General features: G+C 60.0%; 20 protein-coding genes. 11 read left to right on the plus strand and 9 right to left on the minus strand.

The annotated features are described in order from the left end of the window. Window positions 1-70 precede the first annotated feature (70 nt). Window positions 71-298: a hypothetical protein gene (locus tag ACIPZ8_RS26670; protein ID WP_400729902.1), complete on the minus strand. Its 228-nt coding sequence runs from the start codon at window positions 296-298 to the stop codon at window positions 71-73. Window positions 299-332: 34 nt separating this feature from the next. On the opposite strand from ACIPZ8_RS26670, the gene ACIPZ8_RS26675 reads away from it, so the two are divergent. Together ACIPZ8_RS26675 and ACIPZ8_RS26680 are read left to right on the plus strand one after the other, a co-directional pair. Then, window positions 333-1,661, plus strand: coding sequence for a type IV secretion protein Rhs (locus tag ACIPZ8_RS26675; protein ID WP_400729904.1), 1,329 nt, complete (start codon window positions 333-335; stop codon window positions 1,659-1,661). Next, entirely contained in the window at window positions 1,654-2,310 is a 657-nt protein-coding gene (locus tag ACIPZ8_RS26680; protein WP_400729820.1) for a DUF2931 family protein, read from the plus strand. The genes ACIPZ8_RS26675 and ACIPZ8_RS26680 overlap by 8 nt, the downstream gene beginning before the upstream one ends. 109 nt (window positions 2,311-2,419) lie before the next feature. Here ACIPZ8_RS26680 and ACIPZ8_RS26685 read toward each other — a convergent pair whose 3' ends face one another. From ACIPZ8_RS26685 to ACIPZ8_RS26720, 8 genes are all read right to left on the minus strand, one after another. Further along, a complete protein-coding gene (locus ACIPZ8_RS26685; protein WP_400729823.1) occupies window positions 2,420-3,415 on the minus strand; it encodes an aldo/keto reductase in 996 nt (331 codons plus the stop codon). A gap of 99 nt (window positions 3,416-3,514) precedes the next feature. Further along, a complete protein-coding gene (locus tag ACIPZ8_RS26690) occupies window positions 3,515-4,366 on the minus strand; it encodes a LysR family transcriptional regulator (RefSeq protein ID WP_400729826.1) in 852 nt (283 codons plus the stop codon). Window positions 4,367-4,476: 110 nt separating this feature from the next. After that, complete coding sequence (locus ACIPZ8_RS26695) at window positions 4,477-5,178, minus strand: ATP-binding cassette domain-containing protein (RefSeq protein WP_400729829.1); 702 nt, start codon at window positions 5,176-5,178, stop codon at window positions 4,477-4,479. Beyond that, on the minus strand, window positions 5,179-5,931 hold the full coding sequence (locus tag ACIPZ8_RS26700; protein ID WP_400729832.1) for a hypothetical protein: 753 nt from the start codon (window positions 5,929-5,931) through the stop codon (window positions 5,179-5,181). Beyond that, entirely contained in the window at window positions 5,928-7,121 is a 1,194-nt protein-coding gene (locus ACIPZ8_RS26705) for a YcaO-like family protein (protein ID WP_400729835.1), read from the minus strand. Before ACIPZ8_RS26705 ends, ACIPZ8_RS26700 begins: the two co-directional genes overlap by 4 nt. Before the next feature lie 3 nt (window positions 7,122-7,124). After that, window positions 7,125-7,913 (minus strand): SagB/ThcOx family dehydrogenase, encoded by a 789-nt coding sequence (locus ACIPZ8_RS26710; protein ID WP_400729838.1) that lies wholly within the window; start codon window positions 7,911-7,913, stop codon window positions 7,125-7,127. Further along, window positions 7,910-8,776 carry an McbB family protein gene (locus tag ACIPZ8_RS26715; RefSeq protein WP_400729841.1) on the minus strand — a complete coding sequence of 289 codons (867 nt, stop codon included), beginning with the start codon at window positions 8,774-8,776 and terminating at the stop codon, window positions 7,910-7,912. Before ACIPZ8_RS26715 ends, ACIPZ8_RS26710 begins: the two co-directional genes overlap by 4 nt. A 60-nt stretch (window positions 8,777-8,836) precedes the next feature. Then, window positions 8,837-9,043 carry a hypothetical protein gene (locus ACIPZ8_RS26720; protein ID WP_400729844.1) on the minus strand — a complete coding sequence of 69 codons (207 nt, stop codon included), beginning with the start codon at window positions 9,041-9,043 and terminating at the stop codon, window positions 8,837-8,839. A gap of 546 nt (window positions 9,044-9,589) precedes the next feature. Here ACIPZ8_RS26720 and ACIPZ8_RS26725 point away from each other — a divergent pair. The 9 genes from ACIPZ8_RS26725 to ACIPZ8_RS26765 all read left to right on the plus strand — a co-directional run bounded on the left by ACIPZ8_RS26725 (window position 9,590) and on the right by ACIPZ8_RS26765 (window position 19,896). Then, complete coding sequence (locus ACIPZ8_RS26725) at window positions 9,590-10,501, plus strand: LysR family transcriptional regulator (protein WP_400729847.1); 912 nt, start codon at window positions 9,590-9,592, stop codon at window positions 10,499-10,501. 98 nt (window positions 10,502-10,599) lie between these two features. Beyond that, a complete protein-coding gene (locus tag ACIPZ8_RS26730) occupies window positions 10,600-11,520 on the plus strand; it encodes a hydroxymethylglutaryl-CoA lyase (protein WP_400729850.1) in 921 nt (306 codons plus the stop codon). Further along, complete coding sequence (locus ACIPZ8_RS26735) at window positions 11,520-12,722, plus strand: CaiB/BaiF CoA transferase family protein (RefSeq protein WP_400729853.1); 1,203 nt, start codon at window positions 11,520-11,522, stop codon at window positions 12,720-12,722. The genes ACIPZ8_RS26730 and ACIPZ8_RS26735 overlap by 1 nt, the downstream gene beginning before the upstream one ends. After that, window positions 12,723-13,247 (plus strand): gamma carbonic anhydrase family protein, encoded by a 525-nt coding sequence (locus tag ACIPZ8_RS26740; RefSeq protein ID WP_400729856.1) that lies wholly within the window; start codon window positions 12,723-12,725, stop codon window positions 13,245-13,247. Between the two features lie 67 nt (window positions 13,248-13,314). Beyond that, window positions 13,315-14,631: an MFS transporter gene (locus tag ACIPZ8_RS26745; protein ID WP_400729859.1), complete on the plus strand. Its 1,317-nt coding sequence runs from the start codon at window positions 13,315-13,317 to the stop codon at window positions 14,629-14,631. Window positions 14,632-14,672: 41 nt separating this feature from the next. Next, window positions 14,673-15,956: an OprD family porin gene (locus ACIPZ8_RS26750; RefSeq protein WP_400729862.1), complete on the plus strand. Its 1,284-nt coding sequence runs from the start codon at window positions 14,673-14,675 to the stop codon at window positions 15,954-15,956. 166 nt (window positions 15,957-16,122) lie between these two features. Next, complete coding sequence (locus ACIPZ8_RS26755; protein WP_400729865.1) at window positions 16,123-16,857, plus strand: gluconate 2-dehydrogenase subunit 3 family protein; 735 nt, start codon at window positions 16,123-16,125, stop codon at window positions 16,855-16,857. A gap of 3 nt (window positions 16,858-16,860) precedes the next feature. Next, window positions 16,861-18,645 (plus strand): GMC family oxidoreductase, encoded by a 1,785-nt coding sequence (locus tag ACIPZ8_RS26760; RefSeq protein ID WP_400729868.1) that lies wholly within the window; start codon window positions 16,861-16,863, stop codon window positions 18,643-18,645. Between the two features lie 12 nt (window positions 18,646-18,657). Continuing rightward, window positions 18,658-19,896, plus strand: a complete 1,239-nt coding sequence (locus ACIPZ8_RS26765) for a c-type cytochrome (protein ID WP_400729871.1) — start codon at window positions 18,658-18,660, stop codon at window positions 19,894-19,896. Window positions 19,897-20,083: the final 187 nt, after the last annotated feature.

Here is a 20,083-nt window from a genome sequence, read left to right on the forward strand (position 1 = left end):
CAGGTACCGAGGACAGCATCAGCGGTTGCCCGTGCCGGGCCGCTCTGCTGCCGTCCTTGTTCAGCGCCACTTACCAGCCAGCACGCAGTGGCCCTCGGGCTTCCGCCTCTTCAACCTCGCCAGATACCGTCGCAATGGGCCCGCTTCCTACGGCTTCAAGGCAGGCTTCACCCCTGCCAGTCGTGGCCAGGTTGTTGCCGGTACCGTCGAAGAACAGGCCCAGGCGCAACACGATACCTGCCTCCTCCTGTACCTCTTCCTCTTCTTCCTCCTCTTCCAGCGGGCTGGCCAACAGCATCGCAACCGAGGGCTGCCATGCACTCAACCTGGGTATGGAACAGCCGGTCGCCGAGGATGTGCTCAAGTATTGCGCCACCTACGGTTATGACGGACAAGGCAACACACCGGATAACAGTTACGGCAATGGCGTCAGCAATGTGGCGCGTCTGCATGACCTGTATCCTGATCAGAGCGAGGAAAAATTGCTCTCAGGGGCGGAGCAGGCATATCTCAGAGTCTATCTCGAAGGCATAGGCACCCGCAGCGGCCTGGCCGACTCGGTTTACAGCCAGGGCACCGGGAGGGGTAGCACGGGTGTGGTGGCGCGGGTCGAAGAAGTCCCGGCCTTGGTCATATTTAAGTTGCGTCGGTTTGCTGCAGCAAACCCTCAGATCAAGATCCGCCGGATTGAAATCGACCTATTCGGTTTCAGCCGAGGGGCGGCGGCAGCGCGGCATTGCGCCAATGAGCTGTTCAAGGGGCCGGACAGCTTGTTGGCCCGTGCCTTGCCTGCCGGCTCGCCGTTATTGACGGCGACATTCACCTGGCGTTATCACAGCGACTTCGCCCTCAACTTCATCGGCCTGTTCGACACCGTGGCCGGTATCGTTTCGCCGGGTGACGGTGATTTCAGTCCGCACAATGCCGACAACCCCGGGCTCAACCTGCGCCTTGCGCCAGGTATGGCACGCCAGGTCATCCACCTGACAGCGCGTGACGAATACCGGCACAACTTCTCCCTGACCCAGGCCGAAGTGGATATCGAGCTGCCAGGCTGTCATTCGGACATCGGTGGGGGTTACCTGCCCCTGATGCGCGAGAAGCTGCTGTTGTCCAAGCCAGACAGCAGCGTTGAAATCGACATGCTCGCCAACGAACGCAGTGCCGCCTTTTCGCGAACCCGGCAGGGTTACCATCGCGAACTACAACACTGGCTGGACTATATACCCCCATCCGGTCTGGGCATCGCCACCTGGTCAGTACCGCTCCAGCAGCGGCGCCGGGATACCGTGGCGGACAAACGCGTGTATGTCGCCATCACGGGCGAACGCGAAGTGCGCGGGGAGCTGTCGTTGGTGTACCTGCGCATCATGCGTGAATTGGCCGTACGCGCCGGAGTGGCATTCAACGATATCCCCGGTACCCAGGCTTTCGAACTCCCCGATGAGTTGCTACCCATCGCTGCCAAGCTCCAGGCCTTTGCCCTGCGCGAGGCGTACACACCATTGACGTTTAATGAAGCTGCGTTGCTTCGGCGCCGCTACATCCACCTTTCGGCGAACTGGAATGCTGCCAAAGGCTGGAACAACAGTGCGCTGGATGTGCTGTTCATCAATCGCCCGGCTGAGGGGATGGTGCGCCGGGAGCACCCCAATGAGTAGGCTCAAGGCGTTGGTGCTCTCGGGGCTGATGCTGTGCCTGAGCGGCTGCTCCCTTGGCGGTCCTCCTTTCCCCTACGATTCGTGGTATCTCGGATTATTCGCGCCCAACTACATGGAAGTGTGGATCGAGACCGCCGATGCCGTGGACGTAAAGGACCGCGTGTTCCGTCGAGCGATGAGCGGGATCGCCGCGATCAATACCCCCAAGGAGCTCAAAGGCAACCCACGCGGTTGGCCGCAGGAACCTGGCGCTGGCGCAGGGAAACATGTGTTGGGTGCCGACTTGCCTCGCCTGCTCTACGTCCGCTGGCAGTCGTTGGCCGAGCCGCAGACCTATGAGGCCTATATCGTGATTTCTGAGGCGACTCGCAAGGTGATGCTCGTGGGTGAAAAAGCGTACTGCCGAGCAGATGGCAAATGGATCACGGACTATCGCAAGATGCTAAGTGTTGGCCTGGCACCAGGCGGTGTGGCCCGGGTTTGGCTCATGGGGCCGTGCCTGCCCGCGCTCGATGTCGCGCGGGTGCAGGGCACGGTGGTGAAAATCGGCCCGGACGGGGGCCAAAGCGGCGGCCAATATGCCTTGCCCCTCAAACCGGAGTCCAAGGCGTACATCGAACGGTACGGGATTCCTTATGGCTCGTGGTGATCCAACGGACAAATGGCTCCCAGATAAAACCACACGGGTTCCGAATCATCTTCAGCGTTAGGGTGAACCTGCAGGAGCAGGTTCACCCGCGTAGAAGCCATTGCAAGGCTTACTTGAACCCCGTCACCGCATGCGGCACATAGGGCGCTTCCAGCCGGGCAATTTCTTCGGCGCTCAGCTGGAACGCCAACGCCGCAATCGCATCGTCCAGCTGCGCCACTTTCGAGGCCCCGACAATCGGCGCCGACACCCCGCGCTTGCCCAGCACCCAGGCCAGCGCCACCTGCGCCATCGGCACACCCCGCTCGCCGGCAATCTGCTCGACCACATCGATCACCCGGCCATCTTCCACTTCGGTCTTCTCGTAAAACGACTGCCCGGAAATGTCCGTGCGGGTCCGCTCGGTCTGCTGCCCATGGGGCCGGGTCAGGCGGCCGCGGGCCATCGGGCTCCAGGGCATCAGGCCAACACCTTGGTCGAGGCACAGCGGGATCATCTCGCGCTCTTCCTCGCGGTAGATCAGGTTGAGGTAGTTCTGCATCGACACGAAGCGGCTCCAGCCGTGGCTGGCTGCGACCTGCTGGGCCTTGGCGAACTGCCAGGCGTACATCGACGAAGCACCGATGTACCGTGCCTTGCCAGCCTTGACCACATCGTGCAGGGCTTCCATGGTCTCTTCGATGGGCGTGTGGTAGTCCCAGCGGTGGATCTGGTACAGGTCGACGTAATCGGTACCCAGCCGGGCCAGGCTGGCGTCGATGTTGGCCATGATCGCCTTGCGCGACAGGCCCTGTTCGTTGGGGCGGGTGCTGCCTTCCCACATGTTGGCGGGGAAGAACACCTTGGTGGCGATCACCGTCTCGTCGCGGCGGGTGAATTCCTTTAGCAACTTGCCGAGGATGATTTCCGAGGTACCGGCCGAGTAGCTGTTGGCGGTGTCGAAGAAGTTGATGCCTTGCTCGACAGCGTGGCGGATGATCGGGCGGCTGTCGGCTTCGCCCAGGGTCCATGGGTGGGTGCCGGCGTCCGGCTCGCCGAAGGTCATGCAGCCCAGGCACAGTTTCGAGATGTCCAGGCCGGTGTTGCCCAGTTTGACGTATTGCATCCGCGGCTCCTCAGTAATCGGTTGTGCGACGCAGGGAAGCTTAGCGGTGATGGATGGCTGCGAAAATTCCGAATCGGTGCAGGCGCCATCCGCATAAATTCACAAGCGCAGCAGCGGCTTGACCTGTTGCTGCAGGAAGTCGGTGACAGCCTTGATGCGCGGCGTGTTGCGCACATCCTCGTGCACGGCCAGCCAGATCTCGATGCTCATGGTCTGTTCATCTGCGTCGGCAACCTCCAGGCCATGCTCCTGCGCCATGAAGGCCGGCAGGCAGGCGATGCCAACTCCACCTGCGGCCGCCTGGGCCTGGATGCGCAGGTCGTTGCTCTGCAACATGAAGGGTTGGTTGCCGGTCTGGCTGAGCAGCCACTGCTGCTGCGGTGACCTGGCCTGGGATTGGTCATAGCCGATGTAGCGCGGCGTGCCAGCGCTGCGCAGGTAGGCGGGCGCGGCGTACAAACGGTAATCCAGGTAACCCAGCAGGCTGGCGACCAGTGTCGGCTCTGTGGGCCTGGCCAGGGTGATGCTGATATCGGCCTCGCGGCGCGCCAGCGAGGCCCGCGACTTGCTGCCGACCAGCTTCAGGCGCAGTTGCGGGTAGCGCTGCATCAGCGCACCCAGGCGCCGGGCAATGATGCTGCCGAGCAGCGCCGGCGGGGCGGCCAGCACCACTTCGCCTTCCACCTGCTGCTGGCCGGCATTGGCAAAGTGCTCCAGGGCGAACGACGATTGGGCCATCTGCTCGGCGTAATCGCCAACCCGGCGGCCTTCCTCGGTCAGCGCGTAGGCCCTGGGGCGGCGGTCGACCAGCTTGAGGCTCAAGGCGGCCTCCAGCGCGGCGATGCGCCGGGCCACGGTGGCGTGGTCGACACCCAGCTGCCTGGCCGCAGCTGACAGTGAGCCGGTGCTGATGAAGGCGGAAAAGTGACGCAGGTCTTCCCAGTCGAACATGGCTGGCCTCGGATGTGGACGGCCATCATACGGGCTCCGGGCACCTGCGGCGACCGCTGCGCTCAGCACCGTGTCGAGAAAGTAAGGTTGATTGCGTGAAGACTGGCTTATCAAACAAACGCTTTAATAAACGCATCATCAAGCGAGTGCGCGTCGTAATGAGATAGAAACTGCTGGGCACTTTCAAAGGCCGTAACTCTTCTGTTGGCCAGCATATAAAAACGATGGCAATGTTGAGCAATTTCCTCGGTGTAATGTGAGGATACCAATACGGCGGCACCTTCACGGCAGGCATGCTGGATGCCCAGCCAGATAAAGTGCCTGAATTCAGGGTCGACGCCTGCAGTGGGCTCATCAAGGATGATGAGATCGCACTCCATCAAAAGTAGCGTCAGTGTGAAGTAACTGCGTACTTCGCCATAGCTGCAAGTCGCCGCCCGTTTTTGTCCGATATCAGCGTATCGTTTGGCCAACGGTGCGGACCACCTGGCTAAACGAGTAAGTGCTTCGTCAGCGCGAGTAAATGCTCTGGCATTAAACAGCCTGATCAATTTGCCAACCTCATGCATCCGCAGCAAAGGAGGCGGCGTGAGAACTTGAGTAAGATAAGCCTGCTGTTGTGCTTGATTGACAATGCCTCCCTCCTGTGGTGCTTTGAGTTTACATATCAGGTCGAAAAGCGTTGTTTTGCCTGCACCATTCATCCCTAGCAATCCGACCGCCTCGCCTCGTGCGACATGAAGATTGATGGACTCGAATAATGGGCGCGCGGGGTAGGAAAATGTGAGGTCCGTCAGGGTTAAGATTTTCAATTAATACCGGCTCCAGACAGGTTGTATTCTAAAATATTTAATAGAAGTGGTAAGCCCAATCAACAGGGTCGTCAGTGCAATAGCAAAGCTGATAAAAAGCGGTAGTCGACTATCGTAAAGTTGGACGCTAAGGGACAGTGGGTTGAAATAGGCAACCGATGAAGCAAGCTTTCCATGCTGAGAGGCGCCGGCGTATCCGGAAATCAACATCCAGAATGACAGGAGAGAAAAAACTGTGCTTGTGGTGCTGAATTTCAAGGGGAGCGCCACCACGAGCAAGCCTATACAACAAAATCCCAAGTAGGCTGTGTAGAAACAGGCAGCCAGATGCAGGTACTCTATCAAGTCGTAATTCCCATATAGCGGTTTGGTTACAAGATAGAATCCTGTCACATAGATCAGGCTCAGGAGTGAGTAGCTGAGAGTGTGCGATACCAGAAATGTGCGGACAGCACCTTGCTGATAGATGAAGGAACGAACGAAGCCGCTTTCTCTTCTTCCAACCAGATAAAAGCTGAATCCGAAAAAAGCGAAACTTGATGATAAGTAAGAATAAAACCAGGCCGCAGCATTTACATAAGATTGGTCAAAGGCGTTGGAGGTGCGATCTGTCACCAGGATGAACATCAAGCAGGGTGCCATACCTGTCCACAGCAGTGTGGTGGGTTCACGTAGATGTTCAATCAGAAAAAGTTTCATGATGCCCGGTATGGCGTTGATTTTTAGAGTTTTTGGGTGCGCAGATTGATTCATGGAAATGGCACCATATCATTTAGTTGAGATTCGATTACCTCCTTGAGAAAGGCGGCTGAGTAGTGGTTGTTGATGTTGAGTCCGCTTGCATTGTTCATGTGCATGAATAAATTAGGTGAAATGTACTTGCAGAAAAACAACATCTTGTGGGTGGTGGTTATGTGATTTAAGTACAGATAGCCATTTATGCCATGTGTTCTTGCAGCATCTATAAGGTTCTTGGCTGTCAAGTGCTCAGTGACGGACTGTGGTGGGGTAGAGGGCAGTGATTGGCGAGTATTGATAATGCGTTGAAAGGTTTCATATTTATTGCAGTTCATGAAATGTCGAAGGTAAGGGTCCGTGATTTTTTCTTTCTCGTTATAAGATTGCATGAATCGAAATGTCTGCCACAATTCAATTATTGATTTTTCCAGTGCACTGCAGCGAGTGTCCCCATAAGCCATGCCTGCGCAATACCTGACGCGCACGTAACCTTGCTGAGCGTTACCATAGCAAAGGAGAATACAGCTTCCAGGAAAACGATTATCAGTGAGATCCAGAATTGACAAATTTCCAGATGATTGCAATTGCTGGAGCAGTGGCAGGCTTCGGCTTTGTTTCAGTAGTTCGCAGGCTTGATCGTACTCAATCTTTTCTGTGTACGTTTTAGTTAACCAGAAGCGAAGCAGGAACTGCCGCTCGAAAGACTCCTTCATTGCGCCTAAGATTGCCGCTTCCAGAGTGAGGTGAACGCTGCAGCCGCAAGTGTCTCTTGCAGGGTAGATCGCATTGTCTATATTGTTTTTTGAGTGCGTAAGTGAAATGCAAGCTGTTGGTATTTTGCAGGGGGTGAGGTCAGTTATTCTAAATGCGCGAGTTAGATCAAAGGCATGGTTTTCGATAGTGTCAATTGAGATCTGGCTCGATGTCTGAGCAAATGCCTTGCTGAATGCTCCGCACTCTTCAGGTGTCAAGGTTTTGCCCATTGGGCCAGTGTCATGAATCGGAATGTCAAGGTAGAAGTGCTTGCGCTCAAGGTGCTCCCCCAAGGCGGTAGCGGCTACCTCCGAAGTCCATCCACTGCTCGACCCGTATGTGCTCCACCGTGAGCCAAACTCTGCACTGTGCGGCATATATGTCACCGCACTCGGTCGAAGCAATTCAAAATCCGCAATGCCTGGATTATGTATTTCGCTGTAGTTATTCATGGGTCAACCTATAAGTTGAATGCATGTGGACAGGAATAATGTGGGGTTGAGATTAAGCTGCTTTGTGACTTGATGGTCGGTGAACGCAGCCCAAGGACGGCTGTTGAGTCCTAGTTCTTTACAGCGAAGATCTGTAAGCATGTACATTGATCCGGCCTCCATCAATGCAAGTCTGTATCCCCTTTGCCTATACTTAAAAAGTGCCTTGGGTAAATATATGTAATATACAAGTGCGAGCGCAGGCGATCCGATCTGTGTGCTTGAACCTATAATGGCGCTGGAAAGTTTGTGGGCGTCAATTGTCTGGCTGTGGACTTCAAGTGTTCTAGAGTTTGCTAAGAGGTGCAATGCACTGGGCACTTTCGGCCAGCCCTCAACCCGGTTGTTCAAGTTTACGCAGAATACTTCAACTGGATAGAGAGCGCCTCCGCTTGGATAGCCTCGTTTGCTACTGCTGTCTTTTCTCAGCAGAGGAGCAAGAATTGCCTTGGTTGTTTCGAAGTTAATTCGACTGGCTTTGAAGTCGTTGCAAGAATCATTTCGCCGTAGCGGATGGTGATGAGGTAGCGGTTGAGGGGCTAGAGATGGATTGTCGCTGCATGATGGCAGTGGATGTAGTGATAGCTCATTGCCTGAGAGCGTAGCAAGATCGGCAGCGGGGACGTGATGGAGCGTACTTAAGTGTTGCGTGGCTGGGTGTATGACATAATTCCCTTTAGCATGAAAATTTAGCACCTCATCGATAAGCTCGTTGCTGACAAATTTTAAATATTGATCATGCGAAGTGCTCATTGCTCAGCTCCTATGCATTCGCAAAGAGGCCAATGGATACTGCTGTCTTCAGTAAGGAAGCCGTTCTGTAAATTCACAGTTCGTGAGAGAAGTATTCGGTCTTGAGTGCTCCTGAGTTTTGGAGCTTGCGTAAGCTTATCGGCGAACTCCACGATGGCTCCAAAAATAAGTGTGCGTTGGTACTCATTTATAGGGGTCAAAGGTAAGTCTAAATTCTGCGCGCTACAGAATGCCCATATCCGGCTCCAATAATGGTGGCTACTTCTCAATCTTTCATAGTGCGAGATTCGATCGAACGTACAGAATGCACAGGGATTTCCAATTTCCGGTAGATGCGCCTCAGTCAGATGGAAGTAATTGCCGCTCACGAATCCAATGCTAGCCGCTGAGCCTGGGTTCTGTTGGAGTACGGTGGTGTACATTTTTTTTATTGAGTTGGGTCGCAATTTCATGCATGCAAATACAAATAATGTAGGGCTTGAGGCAATGGCTGGTAAATCATTGGGAAGAGGGAGTATCTGCAGTCGCTGCCGCCGCTGTTCCTCTAGGAATTTTTTTAAAGACTCAGAAATGACCATGTCGGTGAAAATTACGACTCTCTTCAAATAGGGTAAGCTAACTTCGTCTCCGAGCACTGATAAGGATTTGAGAAATTCAGTTGCAGGCTCCGGTTGGAGATCCTCTGAGCGAAGAAGCGACTCCAGATCGCCCTCGGAGAGATGTTGAGTGTTCATGCTTCCCAGGCGAACCAGGGTGCTGGTCATTTTTGGATCAACCAGTTTTGTGAAGCCAGTTGATGTAAAGATGACGGGTTCTTGTTCGAAGTTGAGTATTTCGTAGTTATAAACTCTCAAGGTTTTCATTATATGGTCCTGCGGGCAAGTGCCATCTTATCATTCGTCAAGATGGCACCCGCATTCTAGTTATTGTTGGGTGTGTTCTTTGTTGTCAATGGAGTTGCTGCCTCCGGAGCAGCCACCGCTGCCACCGTTACAACCGCCGCCGCCTCCGCACCCACCACTTCCACCACACCCACCAGCACTACCGGAACCGCCAAAGAATTCCGCTTCCATTTCGCCGGTAGGTTCTAGTGACAACGTCATAAGATTGATGCCGTATTGATTGTCCATTTAAGTCTCCTTGGTTGTTGCTCCGAAATGCCGGAGCACTTTCAGAGTTGAAGAGCTGTCGAGCAAAGTCAAGATAGCTCGGGGTTTTGATCGGTTGAGACTTATAAGTCGGCAGCTTGTTGCCATCCTCAACTTTGCAGGAAGATTCTTTCAGAAATTTCGGGTTATCTTTAAATTTACGGTCGCACTCCGTGTTGGCTGTAAGAAAGGGCCGCCTACTGTGTAGGAACTAGTTCTTTCACGGCCAGGATTGTTCTGATTGCGTCCGCTCGGGCTTAGCCTGGGAACGGCAGGCTGGAGACTTTCAATCTATTTGATAATGTTTCGGAATGTAAAAAATACAAAATCGCGTGAAGAGAGGTTGCCGAGCTCACCACGCATGCCTTGAAAACGGCTTTGGTCGCGGAGCAACTGTTTGTCAAAAAAACTCTCCGCCGGCCGATCTAATCGGTATTGACGGTATCTCTCTGAATTGAAGTGCCCATGCAGCGGCGTGACCTGCCACGCAGGTGCTAGGATGCTGCCATTCGAGCATCAGGTACCGCCATGCAACCCCTCGATCACCTGTCGTTGCACCTGTTCATCGTGGTCTGCGAAGCCGGCACCATTGCCCGCGCCAGCGAGCGGGCGTTCATGGCACCGTCGGCGGTCAGCAAGCGGATTTCGGATATCGAAGCGCGGTTTGGCACGGCGCTGCTCAAGCGCAGCAAGCGCGGCGTCGAGCCGACCCCGGCGGGCCTCGCGCTGCTGCGCCATGCGCGCGGCCTGACCCGCGCCATGGAGCGCCTGGACAGTGAGTTGAGCGAGTACGCCGAAGGCGCGCGCGGGCATGTGCGGGTGCTGGCCAACGTGTCGTCGATCATGGAGTTCCTGCCCGAGGAGCTGTCGGCGTTCATGCTCGACAACCCGCTGATCCAGGCTGATATCGAGGAGCGTTTCAGCCCGGACGTGGTACGTGGGGTAGCAGAGGGCAGTGCCGACCTGGGTATCTGCCGAAAGTCCATGGCCGTTGGCGACCTGGAGTTCGTGCCATACCGGCAGGATCACCTGGCCGTGGTGGTCGGCGCCGATCACCCGTTGGCCGAGTGCGGCAGCATCGCGTTCGAAGAGACGCTGGATTACGAGCACCTGGGCTTGTCGGCATTCGCCACGCTCAATGCTTTCATGCGCAACAGCGCCGAGGCGGCCGGCAAGGAACTGCGCTTTCGTTCCTACGTGTCGTCGTTCGACGCGGCCTATCGCCTGGTGCAGTTCGGCCTGGGTCTGGCGGTGTTCCCCCAGGAAGCGGTGGCGCGCTATGCGCAGCTGTTCGACCTGCGGGTGATCCCGCTGACCGATGACTGGGCGCTGGGCGAGTTCGTCATTTGCATGCGCGACCGCCATGCCTTGAGCCTTTCTGCACGCCGCCTGCTTGACCACCTGCTGCTGCGGGCACCGGTTTGGCAAACACGGGATTGATCCATCGCGGCTGGCGATGGATCAGCCCGTGAAACACGTCTTTTCTGCCTGTCGTCCTGCTCTTAGTCTGGCTCCACGCTTCAGACAGAGAGACCCCGATGACAACAATAACAATCAATGAAGTCGGCATGCGTGATGGGCTGCAAAGCCTGCACACGGTGATGCCGACCGCCGCCAAGCTGCGCTGGATCGACAGCGCCTATGCCGCTGGCGTGCGCCACATGGAAGTCGCCTCGTTCGTGCCGGCCCGGCTGCTGCCGCAGATGGCCGATGCCAGGCAGGTGGTGGCCCACGCCCTGACGTATCCCGACTTGCTGGTAACGGTGCTGGCACCCAATCTGCGCGGTGCGCAGGATGCACTGGAATCCGGTGCCCAGCGCATTGTTGCGCCGGTATCGGTCAGCACGGCCCACAGCCTGGCCAATGTGCGCCGCACGCCGCAGGAGATGGTTGAGGAGCTGGGGCGCATGTGCCAGCTGCGCAGCGAACTGGGGCGGCATGAGGTGCAGATGATCGCCGGCATGTCGGTGGCCTTTGGCTGCACCCGCCAGGGTGAGGTACCACTGGGCGACCTCTGCGCGCTGACCCGTCAGGTGATCGAGGCCGGCTGCGACCTGGTTTCGCTGGGCGACACCACGGGCTATGCCAACCCCGGGCAGGTGGCGACGGTGATCCAGGCCGTGCGCGCCATTGCCGGCGAGCGCCTGCGCGCCGCGCACTTCCACGACACCCGTGGCCTGGCCCTGGCCAACAGCCTGGTGGCGGTGCAGCAGGGCATTCGCGAGCTGGATGCGTCGCTTGCCGGCCTGGGCGGTTGCCCGTTTGCACCGGGCGCGTCAGGCAACACGGTGACCGAAGACCTGGTGTTCATGCTGCAAAGCATGGGCTTCGACACCGGCATCGACCTGCCGGCGCTGATCGCCACGCGCCAGCAGCTACACGAGGCCTTGCCCGATGAACCACTCTACGGCGCCATCGCCCGTGCCGGCCTGCCGCTCAACTACCCAGGAAACGCGTAATGTCCAGACTCCCCTTGGACGGCATTCGTGTCGTCGAAATTTCGCACATGGTCATGGGCCCGACCTGCGGCATGATCCTTGGCGACCTGGGTGCCGAAGTGATCAAGATCGAGCCCACCCGTGGTGACGGCACACGCCGCTTGCTCGGGGCGGGAGCGGGGTTCTTCCGCACCTTCAACCGCAACAAGCAGTGCATCGCCGTCGACCTCGACACGCCCCAGGGCCGTGAGGCGGTGCTGGCGCTGATCGACAGCGCCGACGTGTTCATCGAGAACTTCAAGCCCGGGCGCATGCGTACGCTGGGCTTCGACCAGGCCACGCTGCGCCAGCGCAACCCGCGGCTGATCTATGCCTCGCACAAGGGCTTCCTCAGCGGCCCGTACGACAACCGCCTGGCCCTGGACGAAGTGGTGCAGATGATGGCCGGCCTGGCCTACATGACCGGGCCGGTGGGCCGCCCGCTGCGCGCCGGCAGTTCGGTGAACGACATCATGGGCGGCATGTTCGGCGCCATCGGCGTGCTGGCCGCGCTCAACGAGCGCAATACCACGGGCGTCGGTCGGGAGGTGCAGAGCGCGCTGTACGAGAACTGCGTACTGCTCGCGGCCCAGCACATGCAGCAGTACGTGGTGACCGGCCAGGCGGCGGCACCGATGCCCAATCGCATCAGCGCCTGGGCCATCTATGACGTGTTCACCTTCGCCGGCGGCGAGCAGATGTTCGTCGCGGCCACGGGTGAAGGCCAGTGGCGGGCCCTGTGCCAGCTGCTGGGCCAGACAGCCTTGCTCGATGACCCGGCGTTGGCGACCAACAATGACCGGGTAGTGCAGCGGCCGCGGCTGCTGGCGCACCTGGCTGAGGTGTTCGCCACGCGCGATGCCCGGCAATTGGCGGTGGAACTGGAGGCCAACAGCATTCCTTTTGCGCCGATCCGCCGCCCGGAAGAGCTGTTCGACGACCCGCACCTGACCCAGAGCGGCGGCATGGCGGACCTGCAGCTGGAAGATGGCAGCAGCACGCCGATGCCCTTGCTGCCGCTGTCCCTGGACGGCCAGCGCCTGCAGCCGCGCCGGCCGATCCCGCGGATTGGCGAACACACGCACAAAGTCATGCGCGAGCTGGGCTACAGCGATGAACACATCGCCGAGCTGTGTGCAGCCGGCGTGCTGAAAACCGACGACCAGGCCCAGGGAGTGCACTGAATGGCGATCTACCGATACGACACGCTGACACCGACCCTTCATCCGGAAACGTTCGTTGCCGAGGACGCCACGGTGATCGGCGATGTCACCCTGGAGCAGGGCGCAAGCGTGTGGCCGCAGGCGGTGCTGCGCGGTGACAACGAACCGATCCGCATCGGCCAGCACAGCAATGTGCAGGAAGGGGCGGTGCTGCATGCCGACCCGGGCTTCGCCCTGACCGTGGGCCGCAACGTCACCATCGGCCACCAGGCCATGCTGCACGGCTGCAGCATCGGCGATGGCGCGCTGATCGGGATCCAGGCCGTGGTGCTCAATGGCGCGGTGATCGGCCGCAACTGCCTGGTCGGCGCCGGCGCCATCGTGACCGAAGGCAAGGTGTTCCCCGACAATTCGCTGATCCTCGGGGCACCGGCCAAGGTGGTGCGTGAACTGAGCCCTGACGCCATTGCCGGCATGCAGGCCAATGCCGCCGGGTATGTGCGCAAGGGCCAGGCTTTCAAGGACAAGCTCGTGCGCATTGCCTGACCCGTTGCACGCGGTGCCCACAACGGGCGCCGTCGCTCTCCGATAATTACAAGAATGGAGATCCACCATGGTTGCCTTGACCGGCGAAGTGGCGCGCGAGCGCGCCGACAGCCACATCGATGAACTGCTGCTGTACCGCCGCGTGGCCTGGCGCATCATGCCGCTGGCCATCATCTGCTTTCTGTTTTCCTACTTCGACCGCATCAACATCAGCTTCGCCAAGACCCAGATGCAGGCTGAACTGGGCCTGAGCGACGCCGCCTATGGCCTCGCCGCGAGCATGTTCTTCATCGGCTACGTGCTGTTCGAGGTGCCCAGCAGCCTGGGCCTCAAGCGCTACGGGGCGCCGGCGTGGATCTGCCGGATCATGGTGTCCTGGGGCCTGGCCACGGCGGCGCTGGTGTTTGCCTACACCCAGTACACGCTGTATTTCCTGCGTTTTCTGATCGGGGTGATGGAGGCTGGTTTCGGCCCGGCGATCCTGTTCTACCTGGCCTGCTGGTTCCCCAGGAAACACCTGGCGAAGATGAACGGCCTGTGGTTCCTCGCCGTGCCCCTGGCCGGTGCGGTGGGCGGGCCGGCGGCGGGCTTCCTGCTGGGGACCATGGACGGCGTGCTGGGCCTGGCCGGCTGGCATTGGCTGTTCCTGATGTCGGGGTTGCCGTGTGTGCTGCTGGGCGTGCTGGTGGTGTGCAAGCTGGACCGCGATATCGAGTCGGCCCGCTGGCTGAGCCGCCAGGAAAAAGACCTGCTGGCAGAGAACCTGGCCCAGGACCGGCGCGTGCAGAAGCCGGTGCTAGGGTCGATCTGGCGGGTGCTGCTGACCCGTGAAGTGGCGATCATGGCGTTCATCTACTACGTGGTGAAAACCGCTTCCTACGGCCTGAACTTCTGGATGCCGCACCTGATCAAGTCGTCCGGTGTGCAGGACATGCTCTGGGTCGGCGTGTTGTCGGCGCTGCCATACGCAGTGGCTTGCATCGGCATGGTGCTGTTGACCCGGCGCTCCGACCGCACCGGGGAGCGCAAGCGTTATCTGGTGTACTGCCTGCTGGCGTCGGCGCTGGGTTACCTGCTGGCCTGCCTGTACGCGGACTCGTCCTGGGCAATGATGGCCGCGCTGGTGCTGGCCACGGCGGGTACCTTCATCGCCATCCCGATCTTCTGGACCATCCCGCAGTCGACCTTCTCGGGCCTGGCCATCGCCACCGGCACGGCGGCGATCAACTCGGTCGGCCAATTGAGCGGCATCGTCGCACCGGTGATGGTCGGCAAGATCAACGACCTCACCGGTAGCAGCTACATGGGCATGCTGTCGATTGCCCCGCTGATCCTGATCGCCTGCCTGGTGGTGATGCACTACGTCAGAAACCCCAAAGCCTGAACAGCAACGCTTTCCAACAAGAACAACAACAAGGCGTAACCATGAACATTTCCCTCTCCCGGCGGGCATCGCTGATGCTCGCGGCGCTTGGCTGCGCGTGCCAGGCGGCCCAGGCAAGCTTTGTCGACGATGGCAAGGGCAGCCTGGAGCTGCGCAACTTCTACTTCGACCGCGATTTCCATGGCGCTACCGCCACCCAGTCGCGGCGCGGCGAGTGGGCCCAGGGCTTCATGCTCAAGTGGCAGTCCGGCTATACCGACGGGGTCGTCGGCCTTGGCCTGGATGCGGCCGGCATGCTGGGTATCAAGCTTGATTCTTCGCCCGACCGCAGCGGCACCGGGTTGTTGCCGCGGGGCAGCGACAAGCGCGCGGCGGACGAGTATGCCAAGGCGGTTGCCACGCTCAAGGCGAAACTGTCGCGGACCGAGCTGCAGGTGGGTGGGTTGAGCCCGCAGTTGCCGCTGCTGGCATCGAACTATAGTCGCCTGTTCCCGCAGTGGTTCAACGGGGCACAGTTGGTCAGCAAGGATCTGGACGATTTCACCTTCACCGTGCTGCAGGTGGATGTGACCAAACTGCGAGATTCCACCGATTTCGAAGACCTGACGGCGATGGCGCAACAGGGCGCCTACTCAGCGACGGTGAGCAGTGACCGGCTGTATTACGCCGGGGCCGATTACCAGCCGCTGAAGAACCTGTCTGTGAGCCTGCACACCAGCGAGCTCGAAGATCTGTTCCGGCGTGATTTCGCCGGTTTCAAGTACCGCGTTGCCCTGGGGCCGGGTGAGGTATTCACCGAATGGCGCTGGTTCAACGCCCGGGAACAGGGCAGGGCGTTGCTGGGGGCGGTCGACAACCGCACCTTGAGCACCAACTTTGGCTACAGCCTGCACGGCCATACTTTCAGTGGTGGCTACCAGAAGGTCAGCGGCGCTACCGCCTACGCCTATGTGGGCGGCACCGATACCTACCTGTTCAGCGAGCAGCAGATCAGCACCTTCGCCCTGGCCAACGAGCGTGCGTGGATGCTGCGCTATGACTATAACTTTGCCGCTTTGGGCATCCCCGGGCTGACCTTCAATGTGCGCTACGTGAAGGGTGACCAGGTCGACCCGCAGCGTATCGCCACGAGCAAGGGCAGGGCGCTCGAGGCTCGGGGTGGCGAGGGCAAGGAGTGGGAGCGGACCACGGACATCACCTATGTGGTGCAGTCGGGGCCATTCAGGAACGTGTCGCTGCGCTGGCGCAATGCGAGCATGCGCTCGAACTTTGCCGATGCGGCGGACGAGAACCGGGTGATTGTGGGCTACACCTTCGATTTTTAACGTGCTGCAGGTCTCCTGTGGGAGAGTGTCAAGGCTCAGGATGTCGCAGGGTTTGAAACCGGTTTCAAAACATTTCCAAACCAGCTAGATTACGCGGCTTTGCCGGCCCTGGCCGGACACCAGATGGCGCAACCCAAGGCCGCCCTAATGCTGATGAGGACCCGAAATGCCTGAGCATGCCCCCGACAACCCGCGCCGGGACTTCCTGCGCAAGACCCTGACCCTGATCCCGGTGGTCACCATGGCCAGTACCGGCCTCGGTGCCAGTCAGTTGCTCGCCGAACCCGTGCGCGAACCCAAGGTGCCGGCCACGCCGCCAGCGGGCAACTATCAGCCAACCTTCTTCACCGCCGAAGAGTGGGCCTTCGTGCAAGCGGCCGTGTCACGCATCATCCCCGCCGACGAGCTCGGCCCGGGTGCGCTGGAGGCGGGCGCCGCCGAGTTCATCGACCGCCAGATGAACACGCCTTATGCCACCGGCGCCCAGTGGTACATGCAAGGCCCGTTCAAGGCCGATGCCGCCCCGGAGCTCGGTTACCAGCTGCAACTCAGCCCGCAACAGATCTACCGACTGGGCATCGCCGCCACGGAGGCATGGAGCAGAAACGCCAGTGGTAAAACCTTTGCCGAGCAAGATAGCGCTACCCGAGACAAGATTCTCGGCAAGATCGAAGCCGGTGAGATCGTTTTCGAGCAGTTGCCGGCCAAGGTGTTCTTCAGCCTGCTGGTGCAGAACACCCGCGAGGGCTTCTTCTGCGACCCGATTCACGGCGGCAACAAAGGCATGGTCGGCTGGACGCAGATCGGCTTCCCGGGCGCCCGGGCAGATTTCATGGACTGGGTCGAGCGCAACGAGCCGTACCCGTTCCCGGCCGTTTCGATTCGCGGCGAGAGGGCATAAGGCATGGCCAATGCAATGAAGAAGGCTGACGTGGTGATCGTCGGTTTCGGCTGGGCCGGCGCGATCATGGCCAAGGAACTCACCGAAGCCGGCCTGCAGGTGGTGGCGCTGGAGCGCGGGCCGATGCAGGACACTTACCCGGATGGCAGCTACCCGCAGGTGATCGACGAACTGACCTACAGCGTGCGCAAGAAGCTGTTCGTTGATGTGTCGAAAGAGACCGTGACCATCCGCCACAGCGTCAACGATGTCGCGCTGCCCAACCGCCAGCTCGGCGCCTTCCTGCCGGGCAAGGGCGTCGGCGGTGCGGGCCTGCACTGGTCGGGTGTGCACTTTCGGGTCGACCCGATGGAGCTGCGCATGCGCAGCCACTACGAGGAACGCTACGGCAAGCGCTTCATCCCGGAAGACATGACCATCCAGGACTTTGGCGTCAGCTACGAGGATCTCGAGCCGCATTTCGACTTTGCCGAGAAGGTCTTCGGCACCTCCGGCCAGGCCTGGACCGTCAACGGCAAGCGGGTTGGCGAAGGGAAGGGCGGCAACCCCTATGCACCCGACCGTTCCAGCCCGTTCCCGCTCGAAGCGCAGAAGAACGTGGTGTCGGCCAAGCTGTTCGAAAAGGCCGCCGCCAGCCTCGGCTACAAGCCCTACAACCTGCCGTCGGCCAACACCTCCGGGCCTTACACCAACCCGTATGGCGCGCAGATGGGGCCGTGCAACTTCTGCGGCTTCTGCAGCGGCTACGTCTGCTACATGTACTCCAAGGCCTCGCCGAACGTGAACATCCTGCCGGCGTTGCGCCAGGTGCCGAATTTCGAGCTGCGCGCCAACGCCCATGTGCTGCGGGTGAACCTGGACGACAGCAAGCGCAAGGCCACCGGCGTGACTTACATCGACGCCCAGGGCCGCGAAGTGGAGCAGCCGGCGGACATCGTCATCCTCGCCGCCTTCCAGTTCAACAACGTGCGCCTGATGCTGCTGTCCGGCATCGGCAAGCCGTATGACCCGGTCAAGAACGAAGGCGTGGTCGGGCGCAACTTCGCCTACCAGAACATGGGCACGGTCAAGGCGTTCTTCGACAAGGACACCTACACCAACAACTTCATCGGTGCCGGTGGCAACGGCGTGGCCATTGACGATTTCAACGCCGACAACTTCGACCATGGCCCGCATGGCTTCGTCGGCGGCTCGCCGATGTGGGTCAACCAGGCCGGCAGCCGGCCGATCGCCGGGGTCGCCAACCCGCCCGGCACCCCGGCCTGGGGCAGCGCCTGGAAGAAGGCCACCGCCGACTACTACACCCACCAGGTGTCGATGGACGCCCACGGCGCGCACCAGTCGTACCGCGGCAACTACCTCGACCTCGACCCGACCTACCGCGATGCCTACGGCCAGCCGCTGTTGCGCATGACCTTCGACTGGCAGGAAAACGACATCAGGATGAACCAGTTCATGGTCGACAAGCTGAGCAAGATCGCCCAGGCGATGAACCCCAAGTCCATCGCCATCCTCGGCAAGAAGGTCAAGGAACACTTCAACACTGCCAGCTACCAGACCACCCACCTCAACGGTGGCGCGATCATGGGCAGCGACCCCAAGACCAGCGCGCTGAACCGCTATTTGCAGAGCTGGGACGTGCACAACGTGTTCGTCCCCGGTGCTTCGGCATTCCCCCAGGGCCTGGGCTACAACCCCACCGGCCTGGTGGCGGCGCTGACCTACTGGTCGGCCCGGGCGATCCGCGAGCAGTACCTGAAGAACCCCGGCCCGCTGGTCCAGGCTTGAGGAGCGATGAACATGAAGAACCTGTTGATCGCAACCCTGCTGCTGGGCGCCACGGCGGCGGCCCAGGCCGATGATGCCCTGGTGAAGAAGGGCGAGTACCTGGCCCGCGCGGGTGACTGCGTGGCCTGCCATACCGCCAAGGGCGGCAAACCCTTTGCCGGCGGGCTGCCGATGGAAACCCCGATCGGTACGGTGTATTCCACCAACATCACCCCGGACGCCAGCGGCATCGGCCAGTACAGCTTCGCCGACTTCGACCAGGCCGTGCGCAAAGGCATCGCCAGGGACGGCAGCACCTTGTATCCGGCGATGCCGTACCCGTCCTACGCGCGAGTCAGCGACGACGATATGCAGGCGCTGTATGCGTACTTCATGCAAGGCGTCGAGCCGGTTGCGCAGCCCAACAAGCCGACCGATATCCCGTGGCCCCTGAGCATGCGCTGGCCGCTGTCGATCTGGCGTGGGCTGTTCGCCCCCGAGGTGCAGGCCTGGCAGGCGCCCGCCGGCGCAGACCCGGTGGTCAGCCGTGGCGCCTACCTGGTCGAAGGCCTGGGGCACTGTGGCGCCTGCCACACTCCGCGCGCCCTGACCATGCAGGAAAAGGCCCTGAGCCCGGCGGATGGCAAGCAGTTCCTGGCTGGCAGTGCGCCGCTCGAAGGCTGGATCGCCAAGAACCTGCGTGGCGACCACAAGGACGGCCTGGGCAGCTGGAGCGAAGAGCAACTGGTGCAGTTCCTCAAGACCGGGCGCAGTGACCGCAGCGCGGTGTTCGGTGGCATGAGCGATGTGGTCGAGCACAGCATGCAGCACCTGAGCGATGCCGACCTGACCGCCATCGCCCGTTACCTGAAGACCTTGCCGCCGAGCGATCCGAACGACCAGCCGCACGTGTATGACCAGCAGGTGGCCGATGCCTTGTGGCAAGGCGACGACAGCAAGCCGGGGGCGTCGGTGTACATCGACAACTGCGGGGCCTGCCACCGTACCGATGGCCACGGCTATACCCGGGTGTTCCCGGCACTGGCGGGCAACCCGGTGGTGCAGACGGCGGATGCCACCTCGTTGATCCATGTGGTGCTGGCGGGCGGGACCGTGCCGGCGACGCACACGGCGCCGTCGAATTTCACCATGCCGGCATTCGGCTGGCGCCTGAGTGACCAGGAAGTGGCGGATGTAGTCAATTTCATTCGCACCAGCTGGGGTAACCAGGGCAGCCCAGTCAGCGCCGCCGAGGTGAAACACCTCCGCTAAGTCCAGCGGATAACTTTGTAGGAGCGGCCTTGTGTCGCGAAAGGGGCGCGAAGCGGCCCCAACTATCAGCATCTTCGGTGAAGTTGGGGGCTGCTGCGCAGCCCTTTCGCGACACAAGGCCGCTCCTGCAGCAAAAGGGAGGTTGACGAACGCGCAAGGTTTTGCTGTATTGAAACCGGTTTCATTC

Origin of the sequence: Pseudomonas sp. NPDC089422, assembly GCF_044749405.1 — a bacterium.
Taxonomy (GTDB): Bacteria; Pseudomonadota; Gammaproteobacteria; order Pseudomonadales; family Pseudomonadaceae; genus Aquipseudomonas.

Bases quoted from the DNA above. Each gene is read 5' to 3' on its own strand.
- ACIPZ8_RS26670 (WP_400729902.1), bottom strand. From the start codon at position 298: ATGCTGTTGGCCAGCCCGCTGGAAGAGGAGGAAGAAGAGGAAGAGGTA.
- ACIPZ8_RS26730 (WP_400729850.1), top strand. From the start codon at position 10,600: ATGACAACAATAACAATCAATGAAGTCGGCATGCGTGATGGGCTGCAA.
- ACIPZ8_RS26675 (WP_400729904.1), top strand. From the start codon at position 333: ATGGAACAGCCGGTCGCCGAGGATGTGCTCAAGTATTGCGCCACCTAC.
- ACIPZ8_RS26715 (WP_400729841.1), bottom strand. From the start codon at position 8,776: ATGAAAACCTTGAGAGTTTATAACTACGAAATACTCAACTTCGAACAA.
- ACIPZ8_RS26685 (WP_400729823.1), bottom strand. From the start codon at position 3,415: ATGCAATACGTCAAACTGGGCAACACCGGCCTGGACATCTCGAAACTG.
- ACIPZ8_RS26760 (WP_400729868.1), top strand. From the start codon at position 16,861: ATGGCCAATGCAATGAAGAAGGCTGACGTGGTGATCGTCGGTTTCGGC.
- ACIPZ8_RS26740 (WP_400729856.1), top strand. From the start codon at position 12,723: ATGGCGATCTACCGATACGACACGCTGACACCGACCCTTCATCCGGAA.
- ACIPZ8_RS26750 (WP_400729862.1), top strand. From the start codon at position 14,673: ATGAACATTTCCCTCTCCCGGCGGGCATCGCTGATGCTCGCGGCGCTT.
- ACIPZ8_RS26710 (WP_400729838.1), bottom strand. From the start codon at position 7,913: ATGAGCACTTCGCATGATCAATATTTAAAATTTGTCAGCAACGAGCTT.
- ACIPZ8_RS26720 (WP_400729844.1), bottom strand. From the start codon at position 9,043: ATGGACAATCAATACGGCATCAATCTTATGACGTTGTCACTAGAACCT.
- ACIPZ8_RS26755 (WP_400729865.1), top strand. From the start codon at position 16,123: ATGCCTGAGCATGCCCCCGACAACCCGCGCCGGGACTTCCTGCGCAAG.
- ACIPZ8_RS26765 (WP_400729871.1), top strand. From the start codon at position 18,658: ATGAAGAACCTGTTGATCGCAACCCTGCTGCTGGGCGCCACGGCGGCG.
- ACIPZ8_RS26725 (WP_400729847.1), top strand. From the start codon at position 9,590: ATGCAACCCCTCGATCACCTGTCGTTGCACCTGTTCATCGTGGTCTGC.
- ACIPZ8_RS26700 (WP_400729832.1), bottom strand. From the start codon at position 5,931: ATGAATCAATCTGCGCACCCAAAAACTCTAAAAATCAACGCCATACCG.
- ACIPZ8_RS26690 (WP_400729826.1), bottom strand. From the start codon at position 4,366: ATGTTCGACTGGGAAGACCTGCGTCACTTTTCCGCCTTCATCAGCACC.
- ACIPZ8_RS26680 (WP_400729820.1), top strand. From the start codon at position 1,654: ATGAGTAGGCTCAAGGCGTTGGTGCTCTCGGGGCTGATGCTGTGCCTG.
- ACIPZ8_RS26735 (WP_400729853.1), top strand. From the start codon at position 11,520: ATGTCCAGACTCCCCTTGGACGGCATTCGTGTCGTCGAAATTTCGCAC.
- ACIPZ8_RS26745 (WP_400729859.1), top strand. From the start codon at position 13,315: ATGGTTGCCTTGACCGGCGAAGTGGCGCGCGAGCGCGCCGACAGCCAC.
- ACIPZ8_RS26705 (WP_400729835.1), bottom strand. From the start codon at position 7,121: ATGAATAACTACAGCGAAATACATAATCCAGGCATTGCGGATTTTGAA.